This is a genomic window from Rhodococcus sp. (in: high G+C Gram-positive bacteria), assembly GCF_049286785.1.
Taxonomy (GTDB): domain Bacteria; phylum Actinomycetota; class Actinomycetes; order Mycobacteriales; family Mycobacteriaceae; genus Rhodococcus_F.
The window spans coordinates 35,686-57,734 of sequence record NZ_JBAQEO010000916.1 but is presented as its reverse complement, the minus strand read 5'-3'; the positions used below and the strand labels follow the sequence as shown (position 1 = coordinate 57,734).

23 protein-coding genes are annotated in these 22,049 nt (G+C 66.7%); 3 read left to right on the top strand and 20 right to left on the bottom strand.

All coding sequences use genetic code 11. The annotated features are described in order from the left end of the window. Positions 1-142: 142 nt before the first annotated feature. The 6 genes from hemB to WAW17_RS33350 all read right to left on the bottom strand — a co-directional run bounded on the left by hemB (position 143) and on the right by WAW17_RS33350 (position 6,459). On the bottom strand, positions 143-1,117 hold the full coding sequence (gene hemB, locus WAW17_RS33375) for a porphobilinogen synthase (protein WP_422337101.1): 975 nt from the start codon (positions 1,115-1,117) through the stop codon (positions 143-145). A 32-nt stretch (positions 1,118-1,149) separates the two neighbouring features. Further along, positions 1,150-2,715, bottom strand: a complete 1,566-nt coding sequence (locus WAW17_RS33370) for a uroporphyrinogen-III synthase (RefSeq protein WP_422337100.1) — start codon at positions 2,713-2,715, stop codon at positions 1,150-1,152. A gap of 75 nt (positions 2,716-2,790) precedes the next feature. Next, the gene (gene hemC / locus WAW17_RS33365; protein WP_422337099.1) at positions 2,791-3,756 is read right to left on the bottom strand and encodes a hydroxymethylbilane synthase; all 966 of its coding nucleotides are present in this window, start codon (positions 3,754-3,756) and stop codon (positions 2,791-2,793) included. Beyond that, positions 3,753-5,174, bottom strand: coding sequence for a glutamyl-tRNA reductase (locus WAW17_RS33360; RefSeq protein ID WP_422337098.1), 1,422 nt, complete (start codon positions 5,172-5,174; stop codon positions 3,753-3,755). The genes hemC and WAW17_RS33360 overlap by 4 nt, the downstream gene beginning before the upstream one ends. Beyond that, positions 5,171-6,151 carry a redox-sensing transcriptional repressor Rex gene (locus tag WAW17_RS33355; protein ID WP_422337097.1) on the bottom strand — a complete coding sequence of 327 codons (981 nt, stop codon included), beginning with the start codon at positions 6,149-6,151 and terminating at the stop codon, positions 5,171-5,173. Before WAW17_RS33355 ends, WAW17_RS33360 begins: the two co-directional genes overlap by 4 nt. 47 nt (positions 6,152-6,198) lie before the next feature. Continuing rightward, positions 6,199-6,459 carry a glutaredoxin family protein gene (locus WAW17_RS33350; RefSeq protein ID WP_422337107.1) on the bottom strand — a complete coding sequence of 87 codons (261 nt, stop codon included), beginning with the start codon at positions 6,457-6,459 and terminating at the stop codon, positions 6,199-6,201. Positions 6,460-6,637: 178 nt separating this feature from the next. Here WAW17_RS33350 and WAW17_RS33345 point away from each other — a divergent pair, with 178 nt between their 5' ends. Beyond that, the gene (locus WAW17_RS33345) at positions 6,638-7,630 is read left to right on the top strand and encodes an HAD family hydrolase (RefSeq protein WP_422337096.1); all 993 of its coding nucleotides are present in this window, start codon (positions 6,638-6,640) and stop codon (positions 7,628-7,630) included. A gap of 23 nt (positions 7,631-7,653) precedes the next feature. On the opposite strand, the gene WAW17_RS33340 is transcribed toward WAW17_RS33345, so the two are convergent. The 10 genes from WAW17_RS33340 to WAW17_RS33295 form a co-directional block, all read right to left on the bottom strand. Next, positions 7,654-8,685, bottom strand: coding sequence for a lysophospholipid acyltransferase family protein (locus tag WAW17_RS33340; RefSeq protein ID WP_422337095.1), 1,032 nt, complete (start codon positions 8,683-8,685; stop codon positions 7,654-7,656). Beyond that, complete coding sequence (locus WAW17_RS33335; protein WP_422337094.1) at positions 8,682-9,713, bottom strand: NAD-dependent epimerase/dehydratase family protein; 1,032 nt, start codon at positions 9,711-9,713, stop codon at positions 8,682-8,684. Before WAW17_RS33335 ends, WAW17_RS33340 begins: the two co-directional genes overlap by 4 nt. A gap of 220 nt (positions 9,714-9,933) precedes the next feature. After that, entirely contained in the window at positions 9,934-10,035 is a 102-nt protein-coding gene (locus WAW17_RS33330; RefSeq protein WP_003402602.1) for a 30S ribosomal protein bS22, read from the bottom strand. A gap of 194 nt (positions 10,036-10,229) precedes the next feature. Next, a complete protein-coding gene (locus WAW17_RS33325; RefSeq protein WP_422337093.1) occupies positions 10,230-10,466 on the bottom strand; it encodes a helix-turn-helix domain-containing protein in 237 nt (78 codons plus the stop codon). 135 nt (positions 10,467-10,601) lie between these two features. Further along, a complete protein-coding gene (gene proC / locus WAW17_RS33320) occupies positions 10,602-11,417 on the bottom strand; it encodes a pyrroline-5-carboxylate reductase (RefSeq protein ID WP_422337092.1) in 816 nt (271 codons plus the stop codon). Between the two features lie 36 nt (positions 11,418-11,453). Continuing rightward, on the bottom strand, positions 11,454-12,296 hold the full coding sequence (locus tag WAW17_RS33315) for a thioesterase family protein (RefSeq protein ID WP_422337091.1): 843 nt from the start codon (positions 12,294-12,296) through the stop codon (positions 11,454-11,456). Continuing rightward, on the bottom strand, positions 12,293-12,925 hold the full coding sequence (locus tag WAW17_RS33310; protein ID WP_422337090.1) for a MerR family transcriptional regulator: 633 nt from the start codon (positions 12,923-12,925) through the stop codon (positions 12,293-12,295). Before WAW17_RS33310 ends, WAW17_RS33315 begins: the two co-directional genes overlap by 4 nt. A gap of 143 nt (positions 12,926-13,068) precedes the next feature. Further along, positions 13,069-14,007 (bottom strand): sugar phosphate isomerase/epimerase family protein, encoded by a 939-nt coding sequence (locus WAW17_RS33305; RefSeq protein ID WP_422337089.1) that lies wholly within the window; start codon positions 14,005-14,007, stop codon positions 13,069-13,071. A 4-nt stretch (positions 14,008-14,011) separates the two neighbouring features. After that, complete coding sequence (locus WAW17_RS33300; RefSeq protein WP_422337088.1) at positions 14,012-15,184, bottom strand: hypothetical protein; 1,173 nt, start codon at positions 15,182-15,184, stop codon at positions 14,012-14,014. Then, positions 15,181-16,134: a hypothetical protein gene (locus tag WAW17_RS33295; RefSeq protein ID WP_422337087.1), complete on the bottom strand. Its 954-nt coding sequence runs from the start codon at positions 16,132-16,134 to the stop codon at positions 15,181-15,183. The genes WAW17_RS33300 and WAW17_RS33295 overlap by 4 nt, the downstream gene beginning before the upstream one ends. Before the next feature lie 66 nt (positions 16,135-16,200). Here WAW17_RS33295 and WAW17_RS33290 point away from each other — a divergent pair, with 66 nt between their 5' ends. Both WAW17_RS33290 and WAW17_RS33285 read left to right on the top strand, forming a co-directional pair. Beyond that, positions 16,201-16,983: a hypothetical protein gene (locus WAW17_RS33290; RefSeq protein WP_422337106.1), complete on the top strand. Its 783-nt coding sequence runs from the start codon at positions 16,201-16,203 to the stop codon at positions 16,981-16,983. A gap of 77 nt (positions 16,984-17,060) precedes the next feature. Then, positions 17,061-17,408 carry a hypothetical protein gene (locus WAW17_RS33285; protein WP_422337086.1) on the top strand — a complete coding sequence of 116 codons (348 nt, stop codon included), beginning with the start codon at positions 17,061-17,063 and terminating at the stop codon, positions 17,406-17,408. Between the two features lie 103 nt (positions 17,409-17,511). Here WAW17_RS33285 and WAW17_RS33280 read toward each other — a convergent pair whose 3' ends face one another. The 4 genes from WAW17_RS33280 to WAW17_RS33265 all read right to left on the bottom strand — a co-directional run bounded on the left by WAW17_RS33280 (position 17,512) and on the right by WAW17_RS33265 (position 21,970). Continuing rightward, positions 17,512-18,201 (bottom strand): winged helix-turn-helix domain-containing protein, encoded by a 690-nt coding sequence (locus WAW17_RS33280; protein ID WP_422337085.1) that lies wholly within the window; start codon positions 18,199-18,201, stop codon positions 17,512-17,514. Continuing rightward, complete coding sequence (locus WAW17_RS33275; protein WP_422337084.1) at positions 18,198-19,406, bottom strand: sensor histidine kinase; 1,209 nt, start codon at positions 19,404-19,406, stop codon at positions 18,198-18,200. The genes WAW17_RS33280 and WAW17_RS33275 overlap by 4 nt, the downstream gene beginning before the upstream one ends. Positions 19,407-19,553: 147 nt before the next feature. Beyond that, a complete protein-coding gene (locus WAW17_RS33270; RefSeq protein ID WP_422337083.1) occupies positions 19,554-20,309 on the bottom strand; it encodes a phosphoglyceromutase in 756 nt (251 codons plus the stop codon). A gap of 59 nt (positions 20,310-20,368) precedes the next feature. Further along, positions 20,369-21,970 (bottom strand): AMP-binding protein, encoded by a 1,602-nt coding sequence (locus WAW17_RS33265; protein ID WP_422337082.1) that lies wholly within the window; start codon positions 21,968-21,970, stop codon positions 20,369-20,371. Positions 21,971-22,049 lie beyond the last annotated feature (79 nt).

Sequence of the window (22,049 nt, the reverse complement as noted above, 5' to 3'; positions counted from 1 at the left end):
GTCCCGACATCGACCGGGACCGGCCGCTCGGGCTCGGGTGCGGGCTGCGGTGGGTAGCCGTACTGCGGCGCACCGTCCTGCTGATGACCGTATTGCTGATGACCGGGCGCCTGGTCCGGCGGGGACGGTGGCCACTGCTCGGTCACAGCCATCCCGCCACTTCGGCGGCCCAGTAGGTCAGCACGATGTCCGCGCCCGCCCGCCGGATACTCGTCAAGGATTCGAGGATCGCGGCGTCACGGTCGATCCAGCCGTTCTGCGCGGCAGCGGTGATCATCGAGTACTCGCCCGAGATCTGGTACGCCGCGACCGGCACCGGTGACCGGTCGGCCACCTCACGTAGGACGTCGAGATACGACATCGCAGGCTTCACCATCACGACGTCGGCACCTTCGTCGAGGTCCAGATCCACTTCCCGCAGAGATTCCCGCCGGTTCGCCGAATCCTGTTGGTAGGTGCGCCGATCGCCCTGCAGAGACGAACCGACAGCCTCCCGGAAGGGGCCGTAGAACGCGGACGCGTACTTCGCCGAATACGCCAGCTGTCCGACATCCGTGTGCCCGGCATCGTCCAGTGCACGGCGAATCGCCGCCACCTGACCGTCCATCATTCCGCTCGGACCGAGCAGGTGCGCGCCCGCGTCGGCCTGCGCCACCGCCATCTCCACGTACCGCTTCAGCGTGCGATCGTTGTCCACCGCACCGGTGTCGTCGAGCACTCCGCAGTGACCGTGAGAGGTGAACTCGTCCAGGCAGGTATCGGCCATGATCACGGTAGCGTCACCCAGTTCGTCTGCCAGTAAACGCAATCCGACGTTCAGTATGCCCTCGGGATCGGTGGCACCCGAACCCTCGACGTCCTTGTCGTCGGGACGAGGCACGCCGAACAACATCAGTCCGCCGACCCCTGCCTCCACGGCCTCGTCTGCGGTGCGCCGCAACGAATCGAGGGTGTGCTGGAAGACGCCGGGCATCGACGAGATCTCCCGCGGCTCGTCGATGCCGTCCGCAACGAACATCGGCAGCACGAGATGCCGTGGCTCGAGCGAAGTCTCGGCAACCAGCCTGCGCAGGGCAGGCGTTCGACGAAGCCGTCGCGGTCGATGGGTCGGAAACACTGTTGCGCTCTCCTTCGTCGGGTCGACAGCGCTCAGCGGCGGGCGCGAGACTTCTTGCGCGGCGGGGGCAGTGCGCCCTCGGCACGCAGACGCGCGGCGTGCTCGGCGAGAGCCTCCACCAGCGGGCCCACCTGGGCTGTCTCAGGCTGCACGTCGACACGGAGCCCGAACTCGACCGCGGTCTCGGCGGTCTTGGGACCGATGCAGGCCACCAGGGTCCGCGCGTGCGGCTTCCCGGCGATACCGACGAGGTTGCGGACCGTCGAGGACGAGGTGAAGCAGACGGCGTCGAATCCACCGGTCTTGATCATCTCGCGGGTCTCGGCCGGCGGCGGCGCTGCCCGGACGGTGCGGTAGGCGGTCACGTCGTCGATCTCCCAGCCACGTTCGCGCAGGCCCTCCGCAAGGGTCTCGGTAGCGATGTCGGCCCGCGGCAGCAGCACCCGGTTGACCGGGTCGAAGACGTCGTCGTACGGAGCGAACTCGGCGAGCAGGCCTTCGCTGGACTGTTCACCGGTGGGCACCAGCTCGGGGTTGATGCCGAACGAGCGCACCTTGTCCGCGGTGGCCTGACCGATGCAGGCGATCTTGACGCCGGAGAACGCCCGGGCGTCGAGCCCGAACTCCTCGAACTTCTCCCACACGGCACGCACCGCGTTGGTGGAGGTGAAGACCACCCACTGGTAGCGGCCATCGACGAGTCCCTTGACGGAGCGCTCCATCTGAGCCGGGCTACGCGGCGGCTCGACAGCGATGGTGGGCACCTCGATGGGGATGGCGCCGTGGGTGACGAGACGATCGCTCATCTCCCCCGCCTGGTCCTTGGTGCGCGGCACCAGAACCTTCCAGCCGTACAGTGCGCGCGACTCCCACCAGGACATCTTGCTGCGCTGGGAGACCACCTTGCCTATCGTCACGATGAGCGAGCCGACCAGTTCGGAGCCTGCGTCGTTGAGAGTCGCGAGAGTGGCCTCGACGGTCCGCTGCTGACGGGTGGTGCCCCGAACGGTGATAGCTGCCGGCGTCTGCGGCGCCAGACCGTGCTCGACGAGCGCGCTCGCCGTCTCGGCCAGATGGCCCGAGGTGGCGTGCAGCACCAGGGGGCCCGGGGCGGCTGCGAGAGCGGCCCAGTCGACCTCACCGCGGACGTCGGCCTCGGTATGTTCCGATCCCAGTGCCATGCCGGCGTACGACGGGACTGCCGACGCGGCGGGCAGGCCGGGCAGCACCTCGAAGTGGACCTGGGTGCGGGCGACGGCAGTGACCTCTGCGATCACCGAGTCGGTGGTCAGCGGGTCACCGGAGACCAGCCGCACAACGTCGTGGCCGTTCTTCGCTTCGTGCACAAGGGTTTTCGCGACCTCGGCGGGCTCGCCCAGCGCGGGACGGACCTCGGCGAGCGGCTCACCGGTCTCCGGGTCGTCGCCCAGGCTGGTGCCCACCAGCGCCGTCACGCCCTTGTCGACGTCGGGGTCGGTGAACGCCAGTGTCGCCGAGGCGAGCACGTCTCGTGCGTGCACGGTGAGCAGGGCCGGGTCGCCCGGTCCCGATCCCACGAACAGGATCCGTCCGGGGGTGTTCTTACGGACTCGGCTCATCGGTAATTCTCCAGTGCGATCAGGGGTGGTGACAGGTACAGGTGGCGGACTGGCCATGGGGTCGGCCTTCGCACGTCAAACATCGGCATCACCGGCCTCGGTGACGTTCATCAGCCCGCGGGCGCCGAGTTCGAGGAGTTCTCGCGCCACGGAACGACCGAGAGCTTCGGCATCGTCCGGGGAGCCCACCGCCCCGGTGCGGATGACATCGGAACCGTCGATGGCCGCGGCGCAGCCTCGGACGGACAGTTCGTCGAACACCCGGCCGTCGTCGTCGAGCGACTCGACGACTTCGGCGATCGCACCGACAGGTGCCGTGCAGCCCGCCTCCAGTTCGGCGAGCAGGGCGCGTTCGGCGGTGACGGCTGCTCTCGTGTTCGGATCGTCGAGCTCTGCCAGGGTCTCGACGAGCGCGGTGTTCCCCGATAGGCATTCGACGGCCAGCGCACCCTGTGCGGGCGCGGGCAGCATCTGCACGGGCTCGATCGACTCGGTGATCAGATCGGTCCGTCCGATGCGGGACAGGCCTGCCCGGGCCAGGACGACGGCATCGAGCTCACCGGACTCCACCTTACCGAGACGGCGTTGCAGGTTGCCGCGCAGCGGCACGATCTCCAGTCCGAGACCGAGCGCACGCAGCTGGGACGCGCGGCGCGGCGCGGAGGTACCGACCTTCGAGCCGGGGGGCAGTTCCCCGAGAACAAGACCGTCACGGGCCACCAGGGCATCCCTGGGGTCTTCGCGCGGAGGGATCGCGGCGATGGTGAAACGTTCGTCTCGGGCCGTGGGGAGATCCTTGTACGAGTGCACCGCCACGTCGACCCGGCCATCGACGAGGGCCTCCCGCAGCTCGGCGGTGAACACCCCCACGCCGATCTTCTGCACCGACTCCATGGACTGGTCGCCCTTGGTCTTGATGATGACGAGTTCGGCGTCGTGGCCTGCGGAGATCAGCGCGTCGCGCACCGTCCCGGCCTGGGTGGTGGCGAGTTCGCTGCCACGGGTTCCGATCCGCAGGGTGCGGGTACCTACGGCCCTCATGCCTGCGGTTCCTTCCCTTGGTTGTCGTCGGTGACGAAACGGCGGATGCGCGGATCCTGGCCGGCGATGAATGCGTCACTGATGTCGATGGCGGTGAGGTCGGTGGGCTGGGCAACGGCTTCCACCGAACCGGGGCTGAGTTCGAACAGCTCGCGCAGCGCGGCGGCGTAGGAATCGCCGCCGGGGGCGGAGGCCAATTGCTTCACCCTTACGGTGGGCGCGTGGAGAAGCTTGTCCACCACACGCCGGACGGTCCGTGCCACCTCGTCACGCTCCGGGTCGGCGAGGCTCGGCAACCGCGAATCCAGGCGCAGCAGTTCGGCTTCGACCACGTCGGCGGCGCGCTGGCGCAGCGCGGTGACGGTGGGAGTGACCTCCGCGAGACGCTGACCGGTGAGATACGTGGCCAGCTCGCTCGCCACGATGGCCTTGGCCGCGTCTGCGTCGGAAGCGGCGGCACCCGCGGCGGGGTCGCGCTGCAGCGACTCCATGTCCAGAACGGTGACGCCCGGCAGTCCCGCGACGGCGGGTTCGACGTCGCGAGGCAGACCGAGGTCGCAGATGACGAGCGGGCGGTCGGGGGCGCGGTCGGGCTGGGCCAGTGCGCGGTGTGTGTCCGCGAGGGTGACGACGGCACCGACCGCGCCGGTACAGGTGACCAGCACATCGGCCTGCGCCATGGCACCGGGGAGGCCGTCGAGCTCGAAAGCGTGCGCCTCGACACCTCCGGAACGGGCTGTGTCGGCGAGATGCTCGGCGCGCTCCAGAGTGCGGTTCACCAAGATGATGCGGTCGATACCGCCCCTCGTCAGATGCGCGACGGAAAGTCCGCCCATCGAACCGGCACCCACGACCACCGCGGTGCGCCCGACGAGACCACCGGCGCCGATGATTCCCGCGGCCCGGTCGAGAGCGACGGACACGACAGAGGCACCGGCCGAGTCGATTCCCGTTTCCGAGTGCACCCGCTTACCGACCCGAAGCGCCTGCTGCGCAAGTTCGTGGAGCGTGCGGCCGGCCGCCTGCTGCGCGTCCGAGGACGCGTATGCGGCCCGGATCTGGCCGAGGATCTGCTGCTCACCGATCACCATCGAATCGAGACCGCTGGCCACCGCGAACAGGTGCTCGGCGGCGGCTTCGCTGTATCGCACATAGGCGTGCCGGTGCAGGTCGGTCAGACCGAGCCCGGAGTGGTCTGCCAAAAGTTCGCCGACCTCGGTGAGCGCACCGTGGAACGCGTCGACAACCGCATAGATCTCCACCCGGTTGCAGGTGGAGACGATCATGGCCTCCGAGATGTGCGCGGAGGACAGAAGCTTGTCCGTCAGCTTCGGTCGGTCGGTTTCGGTGACCGCCACACGCTCGAGAACCGGCACGGGGGCTGTTCGATGCGAGATCCCGACAAGCAGAACACTCACGGCGCAATCACTGATCCGTTTCTTGGTGCGGTGGGCGAGACAGCAGTGTGTCCGATGCGGACACGGGGAGACGAATCCGTGGTTCCGGCCGACTCGGTACTACTACCAGTCGACTGCGTGTTGCGAGCGCTGTTGAAGGAGAGAACCTGCATTTCGACAGCGAGGTCGACACGACGCATCTCGACATGGCCGGGCACGTCGAGAGAGGCCGACGAGAAGCTGAGGATGCAGTTCAGTCCGGCGCCGACGAGCCGATCGCATACTTCCTGCGCGGCATCGTCGGGTGTCGAGATGACTCCGATGGTGGCCTCGAGTTCGGCGCAGGCGTGTTCGAGTTCGTCGACGTGCCGGACGGTCAGGTCACCCACCCGGGAACCGACCCGCGTGCGATCGGCGTCGAACAGACCCACCATCGAGAATCCGCGACGCCCGAATCCGCTGTATCCAGCGAGCGCCTGGCCGAGGTTCCCGACACCGACGAGGACAACCCTGTGTCCCCGGTCGAGGCCGAGGGCCCGCTCGATGCGCGCACGCAGCCGGGTCACGTCGTAACCGACGCCACGCACGCCGTTGGGCCCGAGGAAGGAGAGGTCTTTGCGGAGTTTGGCGGATCCGACCCCGGACGCAGCGGCGAGTTCCTCGCTCGAGACGATGATCGTGCCGCGCTCGGCCAGCACTCCGAGGACCCGCAGGTACGTGGCCAACCGCGTCACCGTAGCCTGGGGGATATCCCGCGATCCGGAAGCCGCGGACGCGCCTTCCCCGGCGTCGGGGGTCTGTGACTGCATAGCAGAACGCCCGACAGCACCTGTGACGGCAGGGGTCACGGACCCGCGCGTCTGGGGCTGTTCGGTCACGTCGTAGGCTCCTGGTCCGACCGGCGTGGGACGCCGCTCTTGACGATGCTCCGGGAAATTGTTCACACCACGGTAACCGCTTGTGAACCCATGCACAAAGTCGCTGCGACTGCGTGGCATGCGCTCCGACCTGCACAGCATCCGCGCCATGCAATTTTAGGATGCCCTTACTTGCATAAATCCGCGCGGAGCCGCTCTTCGTCGACGTCCCAGTAGCTGTGCTCACGTCCGTCGAGGAGGACGACGGGCAATCTGTCCCCGTATTCGGCCCGCAAGTCAGGGTCCGTCGCAGCAGCTTCGTCGACGTCTACGCACGTCAGTTCCAGCCCGAACTCCTCGCACACGGCCAGCAGCCGCTCACGTGCCGGTGCGCACGCACCACACCCGGCACGCGTGAGCAGCGTCACCTCATGTCCGCCCATACTCATTGCCCAGGTCATCCCTTCGCTCGTCGCCGATGCCGTCCTGTGCCGATTCCGAGGCGGAAGCGGCGAATCACTCCGGAGATGAACGTCACACCGGTGCACCTCGCCGCCATCCGACCATCCGGTGTCCGATCCGGAGGATAGGCTGCTCCCAGAGGCTTCTGCGATACGGGAGGTGCGAGTGCCTGCACGATCACTACCGAACGGCTCGGGATTCGGCTCGGGATTCGGCTCGGGTCTGGCAGGGATCATCCTTCCCGGCCGCCGCCAGTTCAGGAATCCACTGGGTCCCAGCGAAGCCGAGGTACGTGCAAACGTTGCGGGTGAGGCCAGCGCCGACGCTGCCCTCGCACTCCACGAGGCCGCCCCCGAAGCCGAGGAACACAACGTTCCGCTCGACCTCACCGCCGCCGCCTTCTTCGATGTCGACAACACCATGGTGCAGGGGGCGTCGATCATCCATTTCGCCCGCGGACTCGCCGCACGGAAGTACCTCAAGTCCTCCGACCTCGTCGACTTCGCCTGGAAGCAGATCAAATTCCGCGTCACCGGTAAGGAGAACAGCGACGACGTCGCCTCCGGCCGGGAGAAGGCGCTCTCGTTCGTTGCCGGACGGTCCACGGCGGAACTGGCACGGCTGGGCGAGGAAATCTACGACGAAGTGATCGCCGACAAGATCTGGCCCGGCACCCGCGCGCTCGCGCAGATGCACCTCGACGCCGGACAGCAGGTATGGCTCGTCACCGCGACCCCGGTAGAGCTGGCCCAGGTCATCGCCAAGAAACTCGGTCTGACGGGGGCACTCGGCACGGTGGCCGAGAGCGAGGACGGCGTGTTCACCGGACGCCTCGTCGGAGACATCCTCCACGGCCTGGGCAAGGCCCACGCAGTGCGGGCCCTGGCCGTCCGGGAGGGCCTCAACCTCAAGCGCTGCGCGGCGTACTCGGACAGCCACAACGACGTCCCGATGCTCTCGCTCGTGGGGACCGCCGTCGCGATCAATCCCGACACCGATCTCCGTGAGGTCGCGAAGAACCGGGGCTGGGAGATCCGCGACTTCCGCACCGGCCGCAAAGCCGCGAAGATCGGCGTTCCCACGGCACTGCTCTTCGGTGCCGCGGGGGGTGCACTGGCCGCGGTCGTCGCACGCCGCCGCGAACACCCCGTGGGCTGAGCCGAGGCTCAGCCCAGGAACACTCAGCCCAGGAACACGTTGCGTCGCCTCGCGAGCAGCCGGTACAGCGTCTGCTGAATAGTCTCGCGGACGTGGTCGGTGACCTCGAACAACTCCATCGGATCGTCGGCAGCCGACGCGTCGAACGTGTCGGTGACGATGGGCTTGCCGAACTCGATGTACCACTTGGACGGCAGAGGAACGAGTCCGAGTGGGCCGAGGTGCGGGAACAGCGGAGTCACCGGAAAATAGGGCATGCCGAGCAGTCGGGCCAGGGTGCCGAGGTCGCCGATCTTCGGATAGATCTCCTCGGAGCCGACGATCGAGCACGGAATGATCGGCGCTCCGGTGCGCATCGCGGCCGACACGAAACCTCCGCGACCGAAGCGCTGCAACTTGTAGCGCTCACTGAACGGTTTACCGATGCCCTTGTAACCCTCCGGGAACACGGCGGCCACCTGCCCCTCCTGCAATAGCCGGATGGCATCCGGGTGGCAGGCGAGAGTATGCCCGGCCTTGCGTGCGATCCCGCCGACGACGGGCAGTTCGAACGCCAGGTCCGCGGCCAGCATCCGCAGCGGCCGATGCCGGGGGTGGTGGTCGTGGACGGCGACCGAGGTCATCAGAGCATCGATCGGTATGACACCGGCATGGTTGGCGACCACCAGTGCTCCGCCGGTGGCGGGGATGTTCTCGATCCCGCTGACCTCGACACGGAACCACTTGTCGAACAGCGGCCTCAGAATCGGGAGCCACACGTTCTCCGCGAAGTGCGGGTCGTATCCGAAGTCGTCGACCTGATAGTCGCCCGACAGCCGCTTGCGCAGGAATTCGGCGGTGCTCACGATCTGATCAGCGACGGCCTGCCGTACGACGTCGACCGACGACGGCTCCGCGGGCGGCTCGGGCGGGATGACGACCGGAGGCGGGGGCATGGCGGACGGATGTCGGCTCTCGCTCTGCTCGCGGCTGTATTGACTTTTCCACCGTCCGGGCGCGGTCCCGCGCGTGGCGCCCGTGCCGCGCAACGGAATGACCTTGGCCACTTCGTTCACCTCTCCCCTTTCGCCGTGCCGGTCAGAGCGAGCAACATATTCTCCGCCGCGTCCACCCATTCACTCTTGATGATCGGTCTGACTCCGGCGGCCCGCGCGAAGTCGTCGAGGGCCTGCATCGTCGTCCACCGGGGCTCGAACAGCAGCTCGGTGCGCATCCGGGTGGTGTCGAGCCCGCATCCGAACCGGAAGTACTCGAGCTGTTCGGTCGTGAACGAACGCATGGCCGAGCCCATCAGGGCGCGGCCGACGCTGCGGAACAGCCCGAACGGCATCGGCGCCTCGATGCACCCGGACCGGCGGATGGCCTGCGACATCATGACGACACCGTCGCCGGCCACATTGAATGTTCCCGCCGGACCCGACACCGTTGCTCGTTCCAGCGCCGCCAGCGCGTCTTCCTCGTGGAGTACCTGCAGACGTGCGTCGCGCCCGAGGATGGTGGGCACCACCGGGGATGTCAGGTACTGGGCCATACTCGCGCTGATCCGCGGCCCGACCATCGGCGCCAGCCGGAGAATCGAGACGGCGATGTCGGGGCGACGGCGGCCCATGCCGCGCACATACCCTTCCACCTCGATGCTGTCCCGGGCGTACGCGCCGGCGGGCCGCCGCCTAGCACTCATCTCCTCGGTGAACTTCGCCGGATCCTTGGCGCTGCTGCCGTAGACCACCGACGCCGACTGCAGCACTACCTTCCGGACGCTCGGGGCCTTCTGGCACACCGCGAACAGCTGCATCGCGCCGATGACGTTCATGTCTTTCATCGCCGCCCGGCTCCCCGATTTGGGCGGCCGGGAAAGCGTGGCGGCGTGGACAACCGTGTCGACTTCGGCGTTGCGAACAGCCTTGCCGATCAAGGGGTTCCGAATGTCGGCGCGCACGAATTCGGCGCGGCCCATCCGGCGCAACATGTCCTTGCTGGGCGACACCGCATCCACTGCGATGATTCGTTCGATATCGGGATTCTGGGCGAGTCTCGTCACCAGATAACCACCGAGGAACTTGCTCGCCCCAGTGACCAGCACAACACGAGGAACGGCACTTCGCGTAGCACTGCCGTTGTCACTCACAACCACCAGAACCCCCGATCACGTAGCGAGTGACGTCCACCATACGTGCAGGCAGACGATGCCGCTGCCCACTGCACCAACTGGTCGTGCGTCCATCTTCGCGTCGCCCGAACGGCCCCCCCGGACACGACGAAAGCCCGCCACCGGAAGGTGACGGGCATTCGTGTGCGACTGGCTACTTGCCGAGTTTCCTACGCTGCACTCGTGTGCGGCGAAGCAACTTGCGGTGCTTCTTCTTCGACATGCGCTTCCGTCGCTTCTTGATCACTGAACCCATAGCGGGTGTTCCTCACGTTCTTCTCTAGCGTTCCTGCGCACGCCGGTCACGTACGCCTGCGCCCTAGTGGCGCCTGGCCTCGATCTAACTAGCTCAGCGCCTTACGACACCAGCTGGCTGGTACGACAGTCGCTAATCGTACCGGTGCGGGTCTGCTCGGGAGAAACCGAGGTCGCCCTCTTCGCGCCGATCGGTCAACCGGCGTCGAAGTACGAGGTCTCGAGGTAGTCGTGCACCGCTTTCGCGTGCACTCTGAACGAACGGCCCACTCGAACAGCAGGGAGTTCGCCGCTGTGCACCAACCGATACACAGTCATCTTGGACACTCTCATCAGCGCCGCTACCTCGGCGACGGTGAGAAATTGCGTTCCGGCCAAAGCCGGTTGTCCGTCTGGGGCTGAGCCCTTCGACGGCTTCTTTGCAGACGTCATCAACCACTTACCTCCGGCACGTCTCGCGCCGCCGGCTTCCCCTCCGGCGGAACAGACACGCACGTGCTACTCCGAGCTTAGCGGGGCGGATGGGGTTACTGCGACGGGTGTGGGGAATTGAATATCAATCGAATATCATTCGGGGGCCGCGCCGAGCTCGGACGAGCGGAGTTTCGCGGCTTCGAGAGCGTCGAAGAATGCCGATCGGAGACCGTTCTTCTCCAGGTGACGGACGGCCGATGCGGTGGTTCCGCCCGGGGATGTGACGGCAGCGCGCAACTCGGTTGCGCTCTCTCCGGAGCGATCCAGCATCGCCGCCGAACCCACCATCGTCTGGACCACCAGCTCGGATGCCGTGGCCCGGGTGAGTCCCAGCCCGACACCGGCATCGATCATCGCCTCGGCAACCAGGAAGAAATAGGCCGGACCCGAGCCCGAGACCGCCGTGACCGCGTCGATCTGCGATTCGCGGACCGTCACCACCTTGCCCACCGACGACAGGATACCGCGAACCAGATCGAGGTGATCCTTCTTGACGTGCCGTCCGGGTGCCAACACGCTCACCCCCTCGCCGACGAGCATCGGCGTGTTGGACATGACCCGTACCACGGGGAATCCCGCGGGCAGCCTCGCCTCGTAGAACGTGGTCGGAATGCCCGCTGCCAGCGACACGACAAGTTGTTCGCGCTCACCGTCCAGGTCCGCCTTGGCCACCTCGGTGACGGCCACTTCGACGTCACTCGGCTTGACGGCGATCACGATGACGTCGGCACCCTCGGCGGCATCGGCGGTGGTGGTGACGCGCACCGAGTACTCGGCGGCCAGTTCGTCCGCACGCTCCGGGTACTGCTCGGCGACCACGAGATCTTTGACGGCGTGACCCGCCTGCAGAAGCCCCGAGATAAGGGCCTCGCCGATCTTGCCGCCTCCGATTACTGCAATTCTCGTCATGTCGAACAGCCTGCCACGCCGCTGCTCGTACGGTTTCTAGCGGGGGATCATCGCCAGCTGCCGGCTCTGGACCACGACCGACCCGGTGGAGTCGAGCACCGTGTGATCCTCCTCGAACCACGCACCGCCGAGCACGGTACTGCTCGCCATCACCCGTAGCCACCCCGCCGCAGGCTGCTTGCGAAGGTAGGTGGTGAGTTGCACCGTCGGCGCCCAGCCGAACATGCCCCGGTTCATCGTTACGGGGGCGCTGATGTCACCGGTCATGATCGCGAACAGCGCGGCGGTGTCGGGGTCGCTTTCGTCGCCCTCCCGTGGTCGCACCCACATGCGCACCTCGGGTTCACCCTGATTACCGGTCAGGAAGTGCGCGGACGTCCCGTCGACGCGCATGTCGCATCCCTGTGCCACGTGAACGATCTGTCCCATCGGATGGTCGGGCGTCAGGATCACGGCATCGGCGGGTGGTTCAACGGGAAGCCCCGCGAGCGCGTGATCCCCGCTGTAGAGCGGCTCCCCCGCGTCGGGAACACCGAGGGTGACGGCTGCGTGGACCGCGACCCGCTCGCCCTGGCTCAGTTCCACGTCGACGAAGGACACCTGCTTGCCCTGCTTGCGCACGGTCGTGGAGAGAATCACCTCGCCGGGGTCGGGGGCGGCCAGATAGTTGGCCCCTACCGCAAGCGGCTGCACGTGGACGAGATCGATCCCGCCCGGCCGGTCGAGAAGGCTCCGGCGAGCCGCGGCCGCACACAGCGACATCATGGAACCGCCGTGCACCTTCGGGCCGATCGTCCAGATCGGATCGATGGACGCCAGGTAGGACCCCTCCCCGATGGGCGTGAGGACATTGAGGTCGTGAAACGGGGTTGAGCTCACTGCTGATCCTGCCCATCGGTGGAGTGGAGAAACTTCTGCGCGGCGAGGTCCTGGTGCGCGAGGCGTCGCATGGCGGCGATCACCGGTTCATAGATCGCCGTGCCCAGCACCGCGTAGCGGATGACGTCCTCGGCGGGGGCGGTGGGCATGAGCCCGATATCGATCTCGGCCAGGCCGCGGATGTGACGGCCGTAGGCGTCGAGTCGTTGGTCGGTCATCGGGATCCCTGCTTCCTCGAGTGCTTCGAGGGCACGTTCGAGTTGCCCGACCGCGGCGTACCGCGGGTCGTACACCTGCCCGAGTCGCTCGAGGACGGCCCGGGCGCGGGGATAGTCTTCGCCCTCGACCGGCTCGAGGTATGGCGGTAGCTGGGCGATCGCCTTGCCGAGCACCTCGAACAACGGGCCCTGCGGGTCGTCGACGAGCCGGAGGATCTCCCTGATGCGCGGAATGGGCAGTCCAGCGCTCGCCAGCGCCTTGATCAGGCCGAGCCGGCGAACATGTTCCTCGCCGTAGCGCGCCTGAGTGGCACTCGTGGCCTCGCCCGGCATGAGAAGGCCTTCGCGCAGGTAGTACTTCACTGTCGCCAGGGGAACGCCGGAACGCGCCACCAGTTCGGACACGCGCATGGTTCCTCCTCACCCTTCCGGCACAGCATGCTCGGTTTCGGATATCGCACTTATTGGATATCGCAGCTATCCAAACGTGTGCGACTCTACCGCAGGAGGAAATCTTTCGCGAACGGGGACCTCAGCCGGTGCCGGGTAGGACCTCAGGCGTCGTCGTGATCGCCACCGGAGTGGCCGCGACCGGTGCCGGAAGCCGCCTGCCGCGGCTCGAGATGTTCCCGCGCGAAGGACAGGGCCTGAACCAGCATCGACGACCGCTCACGCCGGGTTCGCGCATTCTGGGTGTTGATCTCGATCACGGCCTGTCCGCCGAAGCCGGTATCGAGAAGGTGCCGGCACAGTTCGGCGCACGGCTGCGCCCCATGACCCGGGATGAGATGTTCGTCCATGGAGGCACCCCTGCCGTCCGCAAGATGAAGATGCGCCAGTCCGGACCCCATTCGCCCGGCGAGCTTCATCGCGTCCATACCCGCGGTCGCGGTGTGCGAGAGGTCGAGCGTGTAGTGGGCGTGTCCCGAATCGGTGGGGTCGTAGGACGGGCTGAACGCGGACAGCGCACGTCCCGGACCACCGCGCCTGCGCAGTCGCTCGGCCGACTTCTCCCGGCTACCGAAGAATCCGTCCGCGCGCATGGGAAACATGTTCTCCACCGCCACGATCACGTCGCTGCGCTCCTCGAGTTCGGCCACCTGGTCCGAGAAGCTGTCCGCGTACCGACGTTGCCACCGGAACGGCGGATGCACCACCACGCTGGTGGCACCGAGCGTCTCGGCGGCACGGACCGTACGTTCGAGTTTCGCCGCCGGGTCGGCGCCCCAGACCCGCTGGGAGATCAGCAGGCACGGCGCGTGAATCGCCTGCACCGGAATCGCGTACTTGCGGACCAGAGCAGCCACGGCGCCGAGATCCTGGCTGACCGATTCAGCCCAGACCATCAGTTCGACACCGTCGTACCCCAGATCGGCCGCATACCGGAACGCGGCCTCCGTGTTCTCCGGATACACGGAGGCCGTCGAGAGGCCCACGAGCACCTTCCGTGCACGCGGCCGGCCGAATCCGGACTGCCCACTGTCCCCGGTCATGACGTCAGCCCGACGCAAGCATGAACGCGAGCGGCCCGAGCGTGACGATCATTCCGACCACGACCGCGATCACGAAACTCGTGATGTCGTCGGTGCGGCGCAGAATCCGGACCATCGCCACGAGGCCCACGATGACGAGCACCGCCAGAATCAGCGCCACCCACGGGAACACGTCCCACAGCTTCTCGAAACCCTTGAACAGCAGCGCACCCGCGATGACGGCCACGACACCCTGGCCGGCGAGGACAGCCCATTCACGGACCGAATCGTCGGGCGAGCCTTCGCTGCCGGCCGCCTTCTCCGCTTCGGCCTTCGTCTCCCTGCGAGAACGCCGGGGTTTCCCGGCCTGCCCGGCCTCCCCCGTCTCCGTATGCTCCTCGGTGCCGGGTTCGTCGGCGGCAGCCTCGATGAGGTCGGTTTCCTCTGCTGCGTTCGCAGCCTTCCTGTCGCGGGACTGACGCATCAGGTCGCCCGCGAGCGTCGATCCGGACAGCAACTGGGGCTCCACCCGAGGTTCGGGCTTCCTGTCGGGAGCCTTCGTCTCCGGAGTCTTCTTCGCGGCGTCCTTGTTCGCGGCCCCATTCCGCTTCGGCTCGGGGCTCGCCGACGACCCCGCCGGGGCGAAGGGTCTCGGGGCAGGCTTCACGCGCGGCGCGGCAACCGTCGCAGCCGGCGCGGCTACGGTCGGTGCCGGCGCGGCTACGGTCGGTGCCGCCTGGGGTGCGGGCTTCTCCTCGGCGACGGCGCGAGTGACCCAGGCGCCCTGCTGATCGCGTGACGTTCCGCCGGCCGTCGGGGCGCGTCGACGGCCCGAAGGACGACTGGCGATGGGTTCGTCGTCGTCATCGTCGAAGGGAGCCCTGAATGCGGCAGTGTGCTCGTCGGCGGGCACGGATCTGCGGGACGCCGCGCGGCCCTGAACCTTCTTGGGTTCGGACGCCGGAGTCGGTTCGGACGCCGGAGTCGGTTCGGGCGCGGAAGTCGGTTCGGGTTCACGATCCGCATCGGCAGTGTGCGACTGGGACGCATCCCGGAACACCGGGATCTCGCCGGTGAGTTCGGCCACCGAGATTCCGCCCGTGACACCACGCCGGCGGCGACCACCGCGGGATTCCACCTGCTGGCCATTGCGTTTGAGCAGTTCCGAAACCGAAATCTGCTGACTGTCCTCGCTCATCGCGCACCCACCATCAATTCACCGCCCATTTCCGTATCGAGCTTGCGAAGGATAAGTCCCTCACGCAGAGCCCAGGGGCAGATTTCCAGTACCTCCACACCCAGAGCTCTCATGCTGGCCTCCGCAACGAGCGCTCCGGCAACGATCTGCTGTGCCCTGTCGGAGCTGACCCCCTCCAATTCTGCACGGTCTGCTGTCGTCATTCGCGAAATGAAAGCTATGAGTTGTCTGAGACCTGCCGCGGTGAGAGTCCGTCGCACGCGTGGCCCGGCGCCGGACGGAGCGGCGCCGGTGAGGCGGGCCAAGGACCGGAAGGTCTTCGAGGTGCCCACGGCGCGGTCCCATTCGCCTGCGGCGCGCAGTTCCTTGGCCGGGGTGGCGAGCTCGGCGTCGAGCCAGTCCCGCAACACGGCCACCCGTCGCTTGCCGGGCGGATCGGCCCCGAGCCAATCCCGGGTGAGGCGGCCGGCACCGAGCTGCAACGAGAACGCGACATCGGGGTCTTCGTCGCCGCCTGCCGTCAGCTCGAGAGAACCGCCTCCGATATCGAGGTTCAGGATTCGTCCGGCGCTCCACCCGAACCAGCGGCGGACCGCAAGGAACGTCAGACGCGCCTCGTCGACACCGGAAAGCACCTCGAGATTGACACCGGTCTCGGCATACACTCGGGCCAGGACTGCGTCCGAGTTGTTGGCGTCGCGCACGGCCGAGGTGGCGAACGCCATCAGTTCGCCGCACCCCGACGTCTTCGCGATGGAGGCGAAGTCGCCCACAGCCGCCACCAGTCGATCTGCGCCCTGGGAGGTGATGTCACCTCGATCGTCGATGTTCTCCGCCAACCGCAGAGTCGACTTGGTCGAGCTCATCGGTGTGGGGTGGCCACCCCTGTGGGCGTCCACTACGAGCAGATGGACGGTATTGCTTCCGACGTCGAGTACCCCTAGTCGCACATTCACACGGTACTGGGTCTACGGTCGGGCTTTGTGACCGCAGGTAAAGCAGGGCGCTCCCACAAGATGGCACCCAGCCCGGAAGTTCCTCTCGACTTCGCTCGCGAATGGGTCGAATTCCTCGACCCCGACAACGCCGAGCACCTCATCGCCGCCGACATGACGTGGTTGCTCTCCCATTGGACCTGCGTGTTCGGCACGCCGGCCTGCCAGGGCATCCTCGGCGACCGCCCGGACGACGGCTGTTGTTCACACGGCGCCTTCCTCTCCGACGACGAGGATCTGGAGAAACTGAACAATTCAGTGAAGATGCTCACATCCGCGGACTGGCAGTTCATGGAGAAGGGTCTCGGCAAGAAGGGCTACCTCGAGGAGGACGATCTCGAGGACGAACCGGCGTTGCGCACACGGCGCTACAAAGGTGCCTGCATCTTTCTCAATCGACCGGGTTTCGAGGGCGGCGTGGGCTGCGCACTGCACTCGATGGCACTCGAACGCGGTATCGAACCGCTCGAGGTGAAGCCTGACGTGTGCTGGCAGCTGCCGATCCGGCGCACCCAGGAATGGGTCGAGCGGCCGGACGGCGAGCAGATCCTCAAGACGACGATCACCGAATACGACCGACGGGGCTGGGGTGAGGGTGGAACCGACCTCGACTGGTACTGCTCCGGCTCCCCGGACGCCCACGTGGGCGTGAAGGCGGTGTGGCAGTCGTATGCGCCCGAACTCACCGAACTGCTGGGCAAGGCCGCCTACGCGGAACTGGCGAAGCTCTGCGCCCGCCGGGCCGGACTCGGCCTGATCGCAGTGCATCCCGCCACCACCATTGCCGGCACCGACGTGACCTGAGTAACACAACGGACCGACCGGTCGATTTCCCAGGTACAGCCCCGATGTTCCGGGTACAGCCACATTGAGGAGAGGCCATGCTCGCTCGAATCCTGTCCGGCACCCTGCTGACCGCTGCCGCAGCGCTTGCGCTCGCGCCGGTCGCGCACGCACAACCGGCCGACGACGATCCCTATGGGTGGAACACCTTCCACGACAAGACCAGCAGCTTCGTCGCCCCGCTGGATCCGGGCGCGTTCGGTGACAAGGCGGACCGGTCGCTCGTGCTGAGCCCGTTCGGCACCTCGCGGATGATCGAATGCAAGGGCGACGGCCACTACGTCGCCGTCTATTGCCGCCAGTTCGACAACCAGGACCGCGAGCACGCCGTCACCCAGGTCATGTTCGCGCCGTTCCGGCCCCTGTACATCTACAACCCGTTCTGACCAGCACACGGCCACAAACAAACAGCCGGATGGGTCATGTGCACACGGAATCCTCGTGTGCACATGACCATTCGGCATGCATGTATGGCGGTGGAGTGACTCCTCACGCCTCGAGCTTGTACCCCAGGCCCCGGACGGTCACGAGATGCTCGGGCTTGGCGGGATCGGTCTCGATCTTCGAGCGGAGCCGCTTCACGTGGACGTCCAGGGTCTTCGTGTCCCCCACGTAGTCCGCTCCCCACACCCGATCGATCAGCTGTCCGCGAGTGAGCACCCGGCCGGAGTTCCGCAGGAGGTATTCGAGCAGGTCGAACTCCTTCAGAGGCAGCGTGATCGACGAGCCGTTCACCTGGACGACGTGGCGTTCGACATCCATCCGGACGGGACCCGCCTCGAGGACCGCGGAATCCTGGGTGGCGTCGAGATCGTTGTCGACCCCCCGTCGCAGAACCGCCCGGATCCTCGCTATCAGTTCGCGCGCCGAGTAAGGCTTGGTGACGTAGTCGTCGGCACCGAGTTCGAGCCCCACCACCTTGTCGATCTCGCTGTCCCGCGCGGTCACCATGATCACCGGGACACCGGAGCGGCTGCGGAGTTGCTTGCAGACGTCGGTACCGCTCATCCCGGGCAGCATCAGGTCGAGCAGCACGATGTCCGCCCCCGAGCGATCGAACTCGGCGAGAGCGGACGGTCCGTCGCCGACGATGGTCGTCTCGAATCCCTCCTTGCGCAGCAGGAAGGCCAACGGATCGGCCAGTGACTCCTCGTCCTCCACGATCAGCACACTTGTCATCGCTTGACCTCCATACCGATTTCTCTCTTCCCCAGGTGTCCGCCGGCGGTGTCCCCGCCCGTAACGTCGTCTGTCTCGATGTGTGCAGGAATCTGCAGGGTAAAGGTCGAACCCGTGCCGGGTTTGCTCCACAGTTCGATCGAACCGTTGTGGTTGGCGGCGACGTGCTTGACGATGGCGAGGCCCAGACCGGTGCCGCCGGTCGCCCGCGACCGGGCCTTGTCGACACGGAAGAAGCGCTCGAAGACGCGCTCCTGATCTTCCTTGGCGATCCCCTCGCCGCGGTCCGTCACGGAGATGGCCACGTTGTCCCCGCGTCTCGATCGACTCACCGAGACCGGGCTTCCCTTCGGGGAGTACGCGATCGCGTTCTGCACCAGATTGGTGAGCGCGGTGACCAGCAACGCCTGATCGCCGAGCATTTCCAGCCCACTCGGATGGTCGGTGGTGACGGTGATCTCGGCAGCCTCCGCCGAGAGCTTGCAGCGTTGCAGGGCCTCGTCCACCACCTCGTCCACGTCGACGGCCTCGAGGTCGGGGAGCTTCTCGGCGCCCTGGAGCCGGGACAGCGCGATCAGTTCGGTGACCATCTTGCCGAGGCGGACGGATTCGTTCAGCACCCGCTCACCGAAATGCCGTACCGAGTCGGGATCGTCCGCGGATTCGAGGAGTGCCTCGGCCAGCAGGCCGATCGCCCCGACCGGGGTCTTCAGTTCGTGACTGACGTTGGCGACGAAATCGCGCCGGGTCGCCTCCATCCGAACCTGCTCGGAATCGTCGTCGGCGAACAACACGACGAAGTTGTCCTCCTTCCTGCTGAGGAGGCGAGCGGTTCCGCGTACCGCGATCCGGTCGCGGCCACGTGACGGGTTCTTGGCGCTGATGTCGAATTCGACGGGTTCGGCTGATTCCAGCACTCGCTGAGCCGCCGACCAGGCGCGGTCGTCGACGAGGCGGTTGCGGACCAGGCCGAGTTCCTCTGCCCTCGGATTGAAGAGCACGACATCGTGGAACTGGTCGACGACGGCGATGCCGCTCTCGGACGCCAGCACGATGAGGTCCAGCACCTGCGACATCGTCAGCCCGGACTGTTCCTCCAGGCGCTGCGAATGACGGGTGGACAACATGGGGATCAGCACTCCGCCGACCAAATAGCCGACGAAGCCTCCCATGAGGGCAAGCAGGACGGCCTGAACAACACTCACGCCTGAATCGTACGTTCGCGCGGCCGGTTGGTTACGCAGGGCCGGGGCATTTCCGCGCACGTCACACCGGTGGACCTCACTCTTCGCCGGACGTTCACCTGCCGTTGGCCGGGCGCCCCGCGAGGAAGCGCCCGGCCGGCTCTCGAACTACTTGCCGCCCTGACCGGCCACTGCGGCAGCGCCCGCGGCGGCGGCCTCCGGGTCGAGATATGTTCCGCCCGGATTGAGCGGCTTCAGGTTCTCGTCCAGGTCGTACCGCAACGGGATACCCGTCGGGATGTTCAGTCCCGCGATGTCTTCGTCGGAGATGCCGTCGAGATGCTTGACCAGGGCTCGGAGCGAGTTGCCGTGTGCGGTGACCAAAACGGTCTTGCCCGCCAGCAGGTCGGCCGAGATCGTCTCCTCCCAGTACGGGATCAGTCTTTTCACGACGTCGAGGAGGCACTCGGTGAGCGGAACCTCGGCGAGTCCGGTGTAGCGGACGTCGGTGTCCTGGCTGTACTCGCTGCCGGCCTCGATCGGCGGCGGCGGCGTGTCGTAGCTACGACGCCACAGCATGAACTGCTCGTCGCCGTACTTCTCCTTGACCTGGGCCTTGTTCCGTCCCTGCAGGGCTCCGTAGTGCCGTTCGTTGAGCCGCCAGTCGCGGATCACGGGAATCCAGTGCCGGTCGGCGGTGTCGAGCGCAATGTTCGCGGTGCTGATCGCACGACGCAGGAGCGACGTGTAGAGGACGTCGGGCAACACGTTGTGTTCGAGCAGTAGCTCGCCGGCGCGCTTGCCCTCGGCGATGCCCTTGTCGGTCAGGTGGACGTCCACCCAACCGGTGAACAAGTTGAGCGCATTCCATTCACTCTCGCCGTGGCGGAGCAGCACAAGGGTTCCGGTACTCATGCCGTTCATCCTGACATGCGCCCCGGAACCCCTGTGCCGTGAACCCCTGGGTCGCCCCCGGCTCGCGCCTACTTGGCCGCGGTTTCGCCCGCCTCTGCCGCCCGCAGATCCTTGCGGAGAATCTTGCCGGCGGCGGACTTCGGGACCAGGTCGATGAATTCGACCTTGCGCACCTTCTTGTGCGGCGAGACGCGTTCGGCCACGAATGCCATCACCGCGGCCTCGTCGAGTTCGGCACCGGGCTGCCGGACGACGAACGCCTTGGGCACTTCCTCGCGGTCTTCGTCGAGGACGCCGATGACGGCGGCGTCGGCGATCTGCGGGTGCGTCAGCAGCAGCGCCTCGAGTTCGGCGGGCGGCACCTGGTAGCCCTTGTACTTGATGAGCTCCTTCATCCGGTCGACGATCGTCACGACACCTTCGGCGTCGACGGTCGCGATGTCACCGGTGTGCAGGTAGCCGTCCCCGTCGAGCGTTTCTGCGGTGGCCTCGTCGTTGCCGAGGTACCCCGCCATGATGTTCGGGCCCTTGCACCACAGCTCACCGGGCTCGCTGACACCCTCGGCCGGGTACGCGACCTCTTCGCCGGTGGCGGGATCGACGAGCTTGCACTCCATGTTGGCAACGGCCGGACCGACGGAATCAAGGGCGATGTCGTCCCGATCGAACGGGATGGCATGGCTGACCGGGCTCATCTCCGACATGCCGTAACCCTGCCGGACGCGGCAGCCGAGCCGGGCCGCGACGGCTTTGCCCAGTTCCTGATCGAGCGGTGCCGCTCCGGAGAAGATCGTGTGCACCGACGACAAGTCGTACTGGTCGATGAGCGGGTGCTTCGCGAGCGCCACCGCGACCGGCGGCGCGATGAACACGTAGGTGCACTTCTGCCCGGACACGATCCGGAGGAACTCGACGAGGTCGAACTTCGGCATGGTCACCAGGCTCGCCCGATTGCGCAGCGCCGCGTTGAGTAGCACCGTCATTCCATAGATGTGGAAGAACGGCAGCACGGCGAGCAGTTTGTCGTCGGGCCCGATGCCCATCCGCGGGTTGATCTGGCAGACGTTCGCCACCAGATTGCGATGCGTCAGCATGACGCCCTTGGGCCGGCCGGTGGTACCCGAGGAGTAGGGCAGCACGGCCAGCTGGGCCGCCGGATCGAACGACACCTCGGGCGCCGGCGCGCCCTCGGCCAGCAGATCGCGCAGCGACGGGTGCCCCTCGGCACCGTCCAGGACGATCAGGTTCTCGTCGGGGATCCCGACCTGGGCGGCAGCGGCTTTGGCCTGGGCCAGCAGCGGGGAGACCGTGAACAGGAACTTGGCCCCGGAATCGGTGAGCTGCTTCGCGATGTCTTCGGCTGTGTACAGCGCGTTGATCGTGGTCGCGACGCCCCCGGCACGCAAGATGCCGTGGAAGGCCGCGGCGAACGCGGGCACGTTGGGAGAGTGCAGTCCCACGACCTCCCCTACCCGCAGACCACGGGCGGCGAGTGCACCTGCCACACCGTCTATCTGAGCGACGAGGCTCCTGTACGTGGTGACCGCGCCCGACGCACCGTCGATAAGCGCGGGCCTGTCGAGGTCGGCCGACGCGATCTCGCCGAAGAGAAATTCGTAGACACTGAGGTTCGGAATCTCGACGTCCGGAAACGGGCTCTTGAAGCTCACTGGGGCCTCTCCCTCGATATGTTGCAGCAGTAGTGGTCCGCACAAGTTTCTGTGATTACCAGATACATGTACCGAGTTG

Coding starts and splice junctions, on each gene's coding strand:
- proC (WP_422337092.1), bottom strand. CDS start 11,417: ATGACGAGAATTGCAGTAATCGGAGGCGGCAAGATCGGCGAGGCCCTT.
- WAW17_RS33290 (WP_422337106.1), top strand. CDS start 16,201: ATGGCACCCAGCCCGGAAGTTCCTCTCGACTTCGCTCGCGAATGGGTC.
- WAW17_RS33325 (WP_422337093.1), bottom strand. CDS start 10,466: ATGACGTCTGCAAAGAAGCCGTCGAAGGGCTCAGCCCCAGACGGACAA.
- hemC (WP_422337099.1), bottom strand. CDS start 3,756: ATGAGGGCCGTAGGTACCCGCACCCTGCGGATCGGAACCCGTGGCAGC.
- WAW17_RS33370 (WP_422337100.1), bottom strand. CDS start 2,715: ATGAGCCGAGTCCGTAAGAACACCCCCGGACGGATCCTGTTCGTGGGA.
- WAW17_RS33280 (WP_422337085.1), bottom strand. CDS start 18,201: ATGACAAGTGTGCTGATCGTGGAGGACGAGGAGTCACTGGCCGATCCG.
- WAW17_RS33310 (WP_422337090.1), bottom strand. CDS start 12,925: ATGCGCGTGTCCGAACTGGTGGCGCGTTCCGGCGTTCCCCTGGCGACA.
- WAW17_RS33300 (WP_422337088.1), bottom strand. CDS start 15,184: ATGAGCGAGGACAGTCAGCAGATTTCGGTTTCGGAACTGCTCAAACGC.
- WAW17_RS33355 (WP_422337097.1), bottom strand. CDS start 6,151: ATGCCACGCAGTCGCAGCGACTTTGTGCATGGGTTCACAAGCGGTTAC.
- WAW17_RS33330 (WP_003402602.1), bottom strand. CDS start 10,035: ATGGGTTCAGTGATCAAGAAGCGACGGAAGCGCATGTCGAAGAAGAAG.
- WAW17_RS33270 (WP_422337083.1), bottom strand. CDS start 20,309: ATGAACGGCATGAGTACCGGAACCCTTGTGCTGCTCCGCCACGGCGAG.
- WAW17_RS33350 (WP_422337107.1), bottom strand. CDS start 6,459: ATGAGTATGGGCGGACATGAGGTGACGCTGCTCACGCGTGCCGGGTGT.
- WAW17_RS33285 (WP_422337086.1), top strand. CDS start 17,061: ATGCTCGCTCGAATCCTGTCCGGCACCCTGCTGACCGCTGCCGCAGCG.
- WAW17_RS33305 (WP_422337089.1), bottom strand. CDS start 14,007: ATGACCGGGGACAGTGGGCAGTCCGGATTCGGCCGGCCGCGTGCACGG.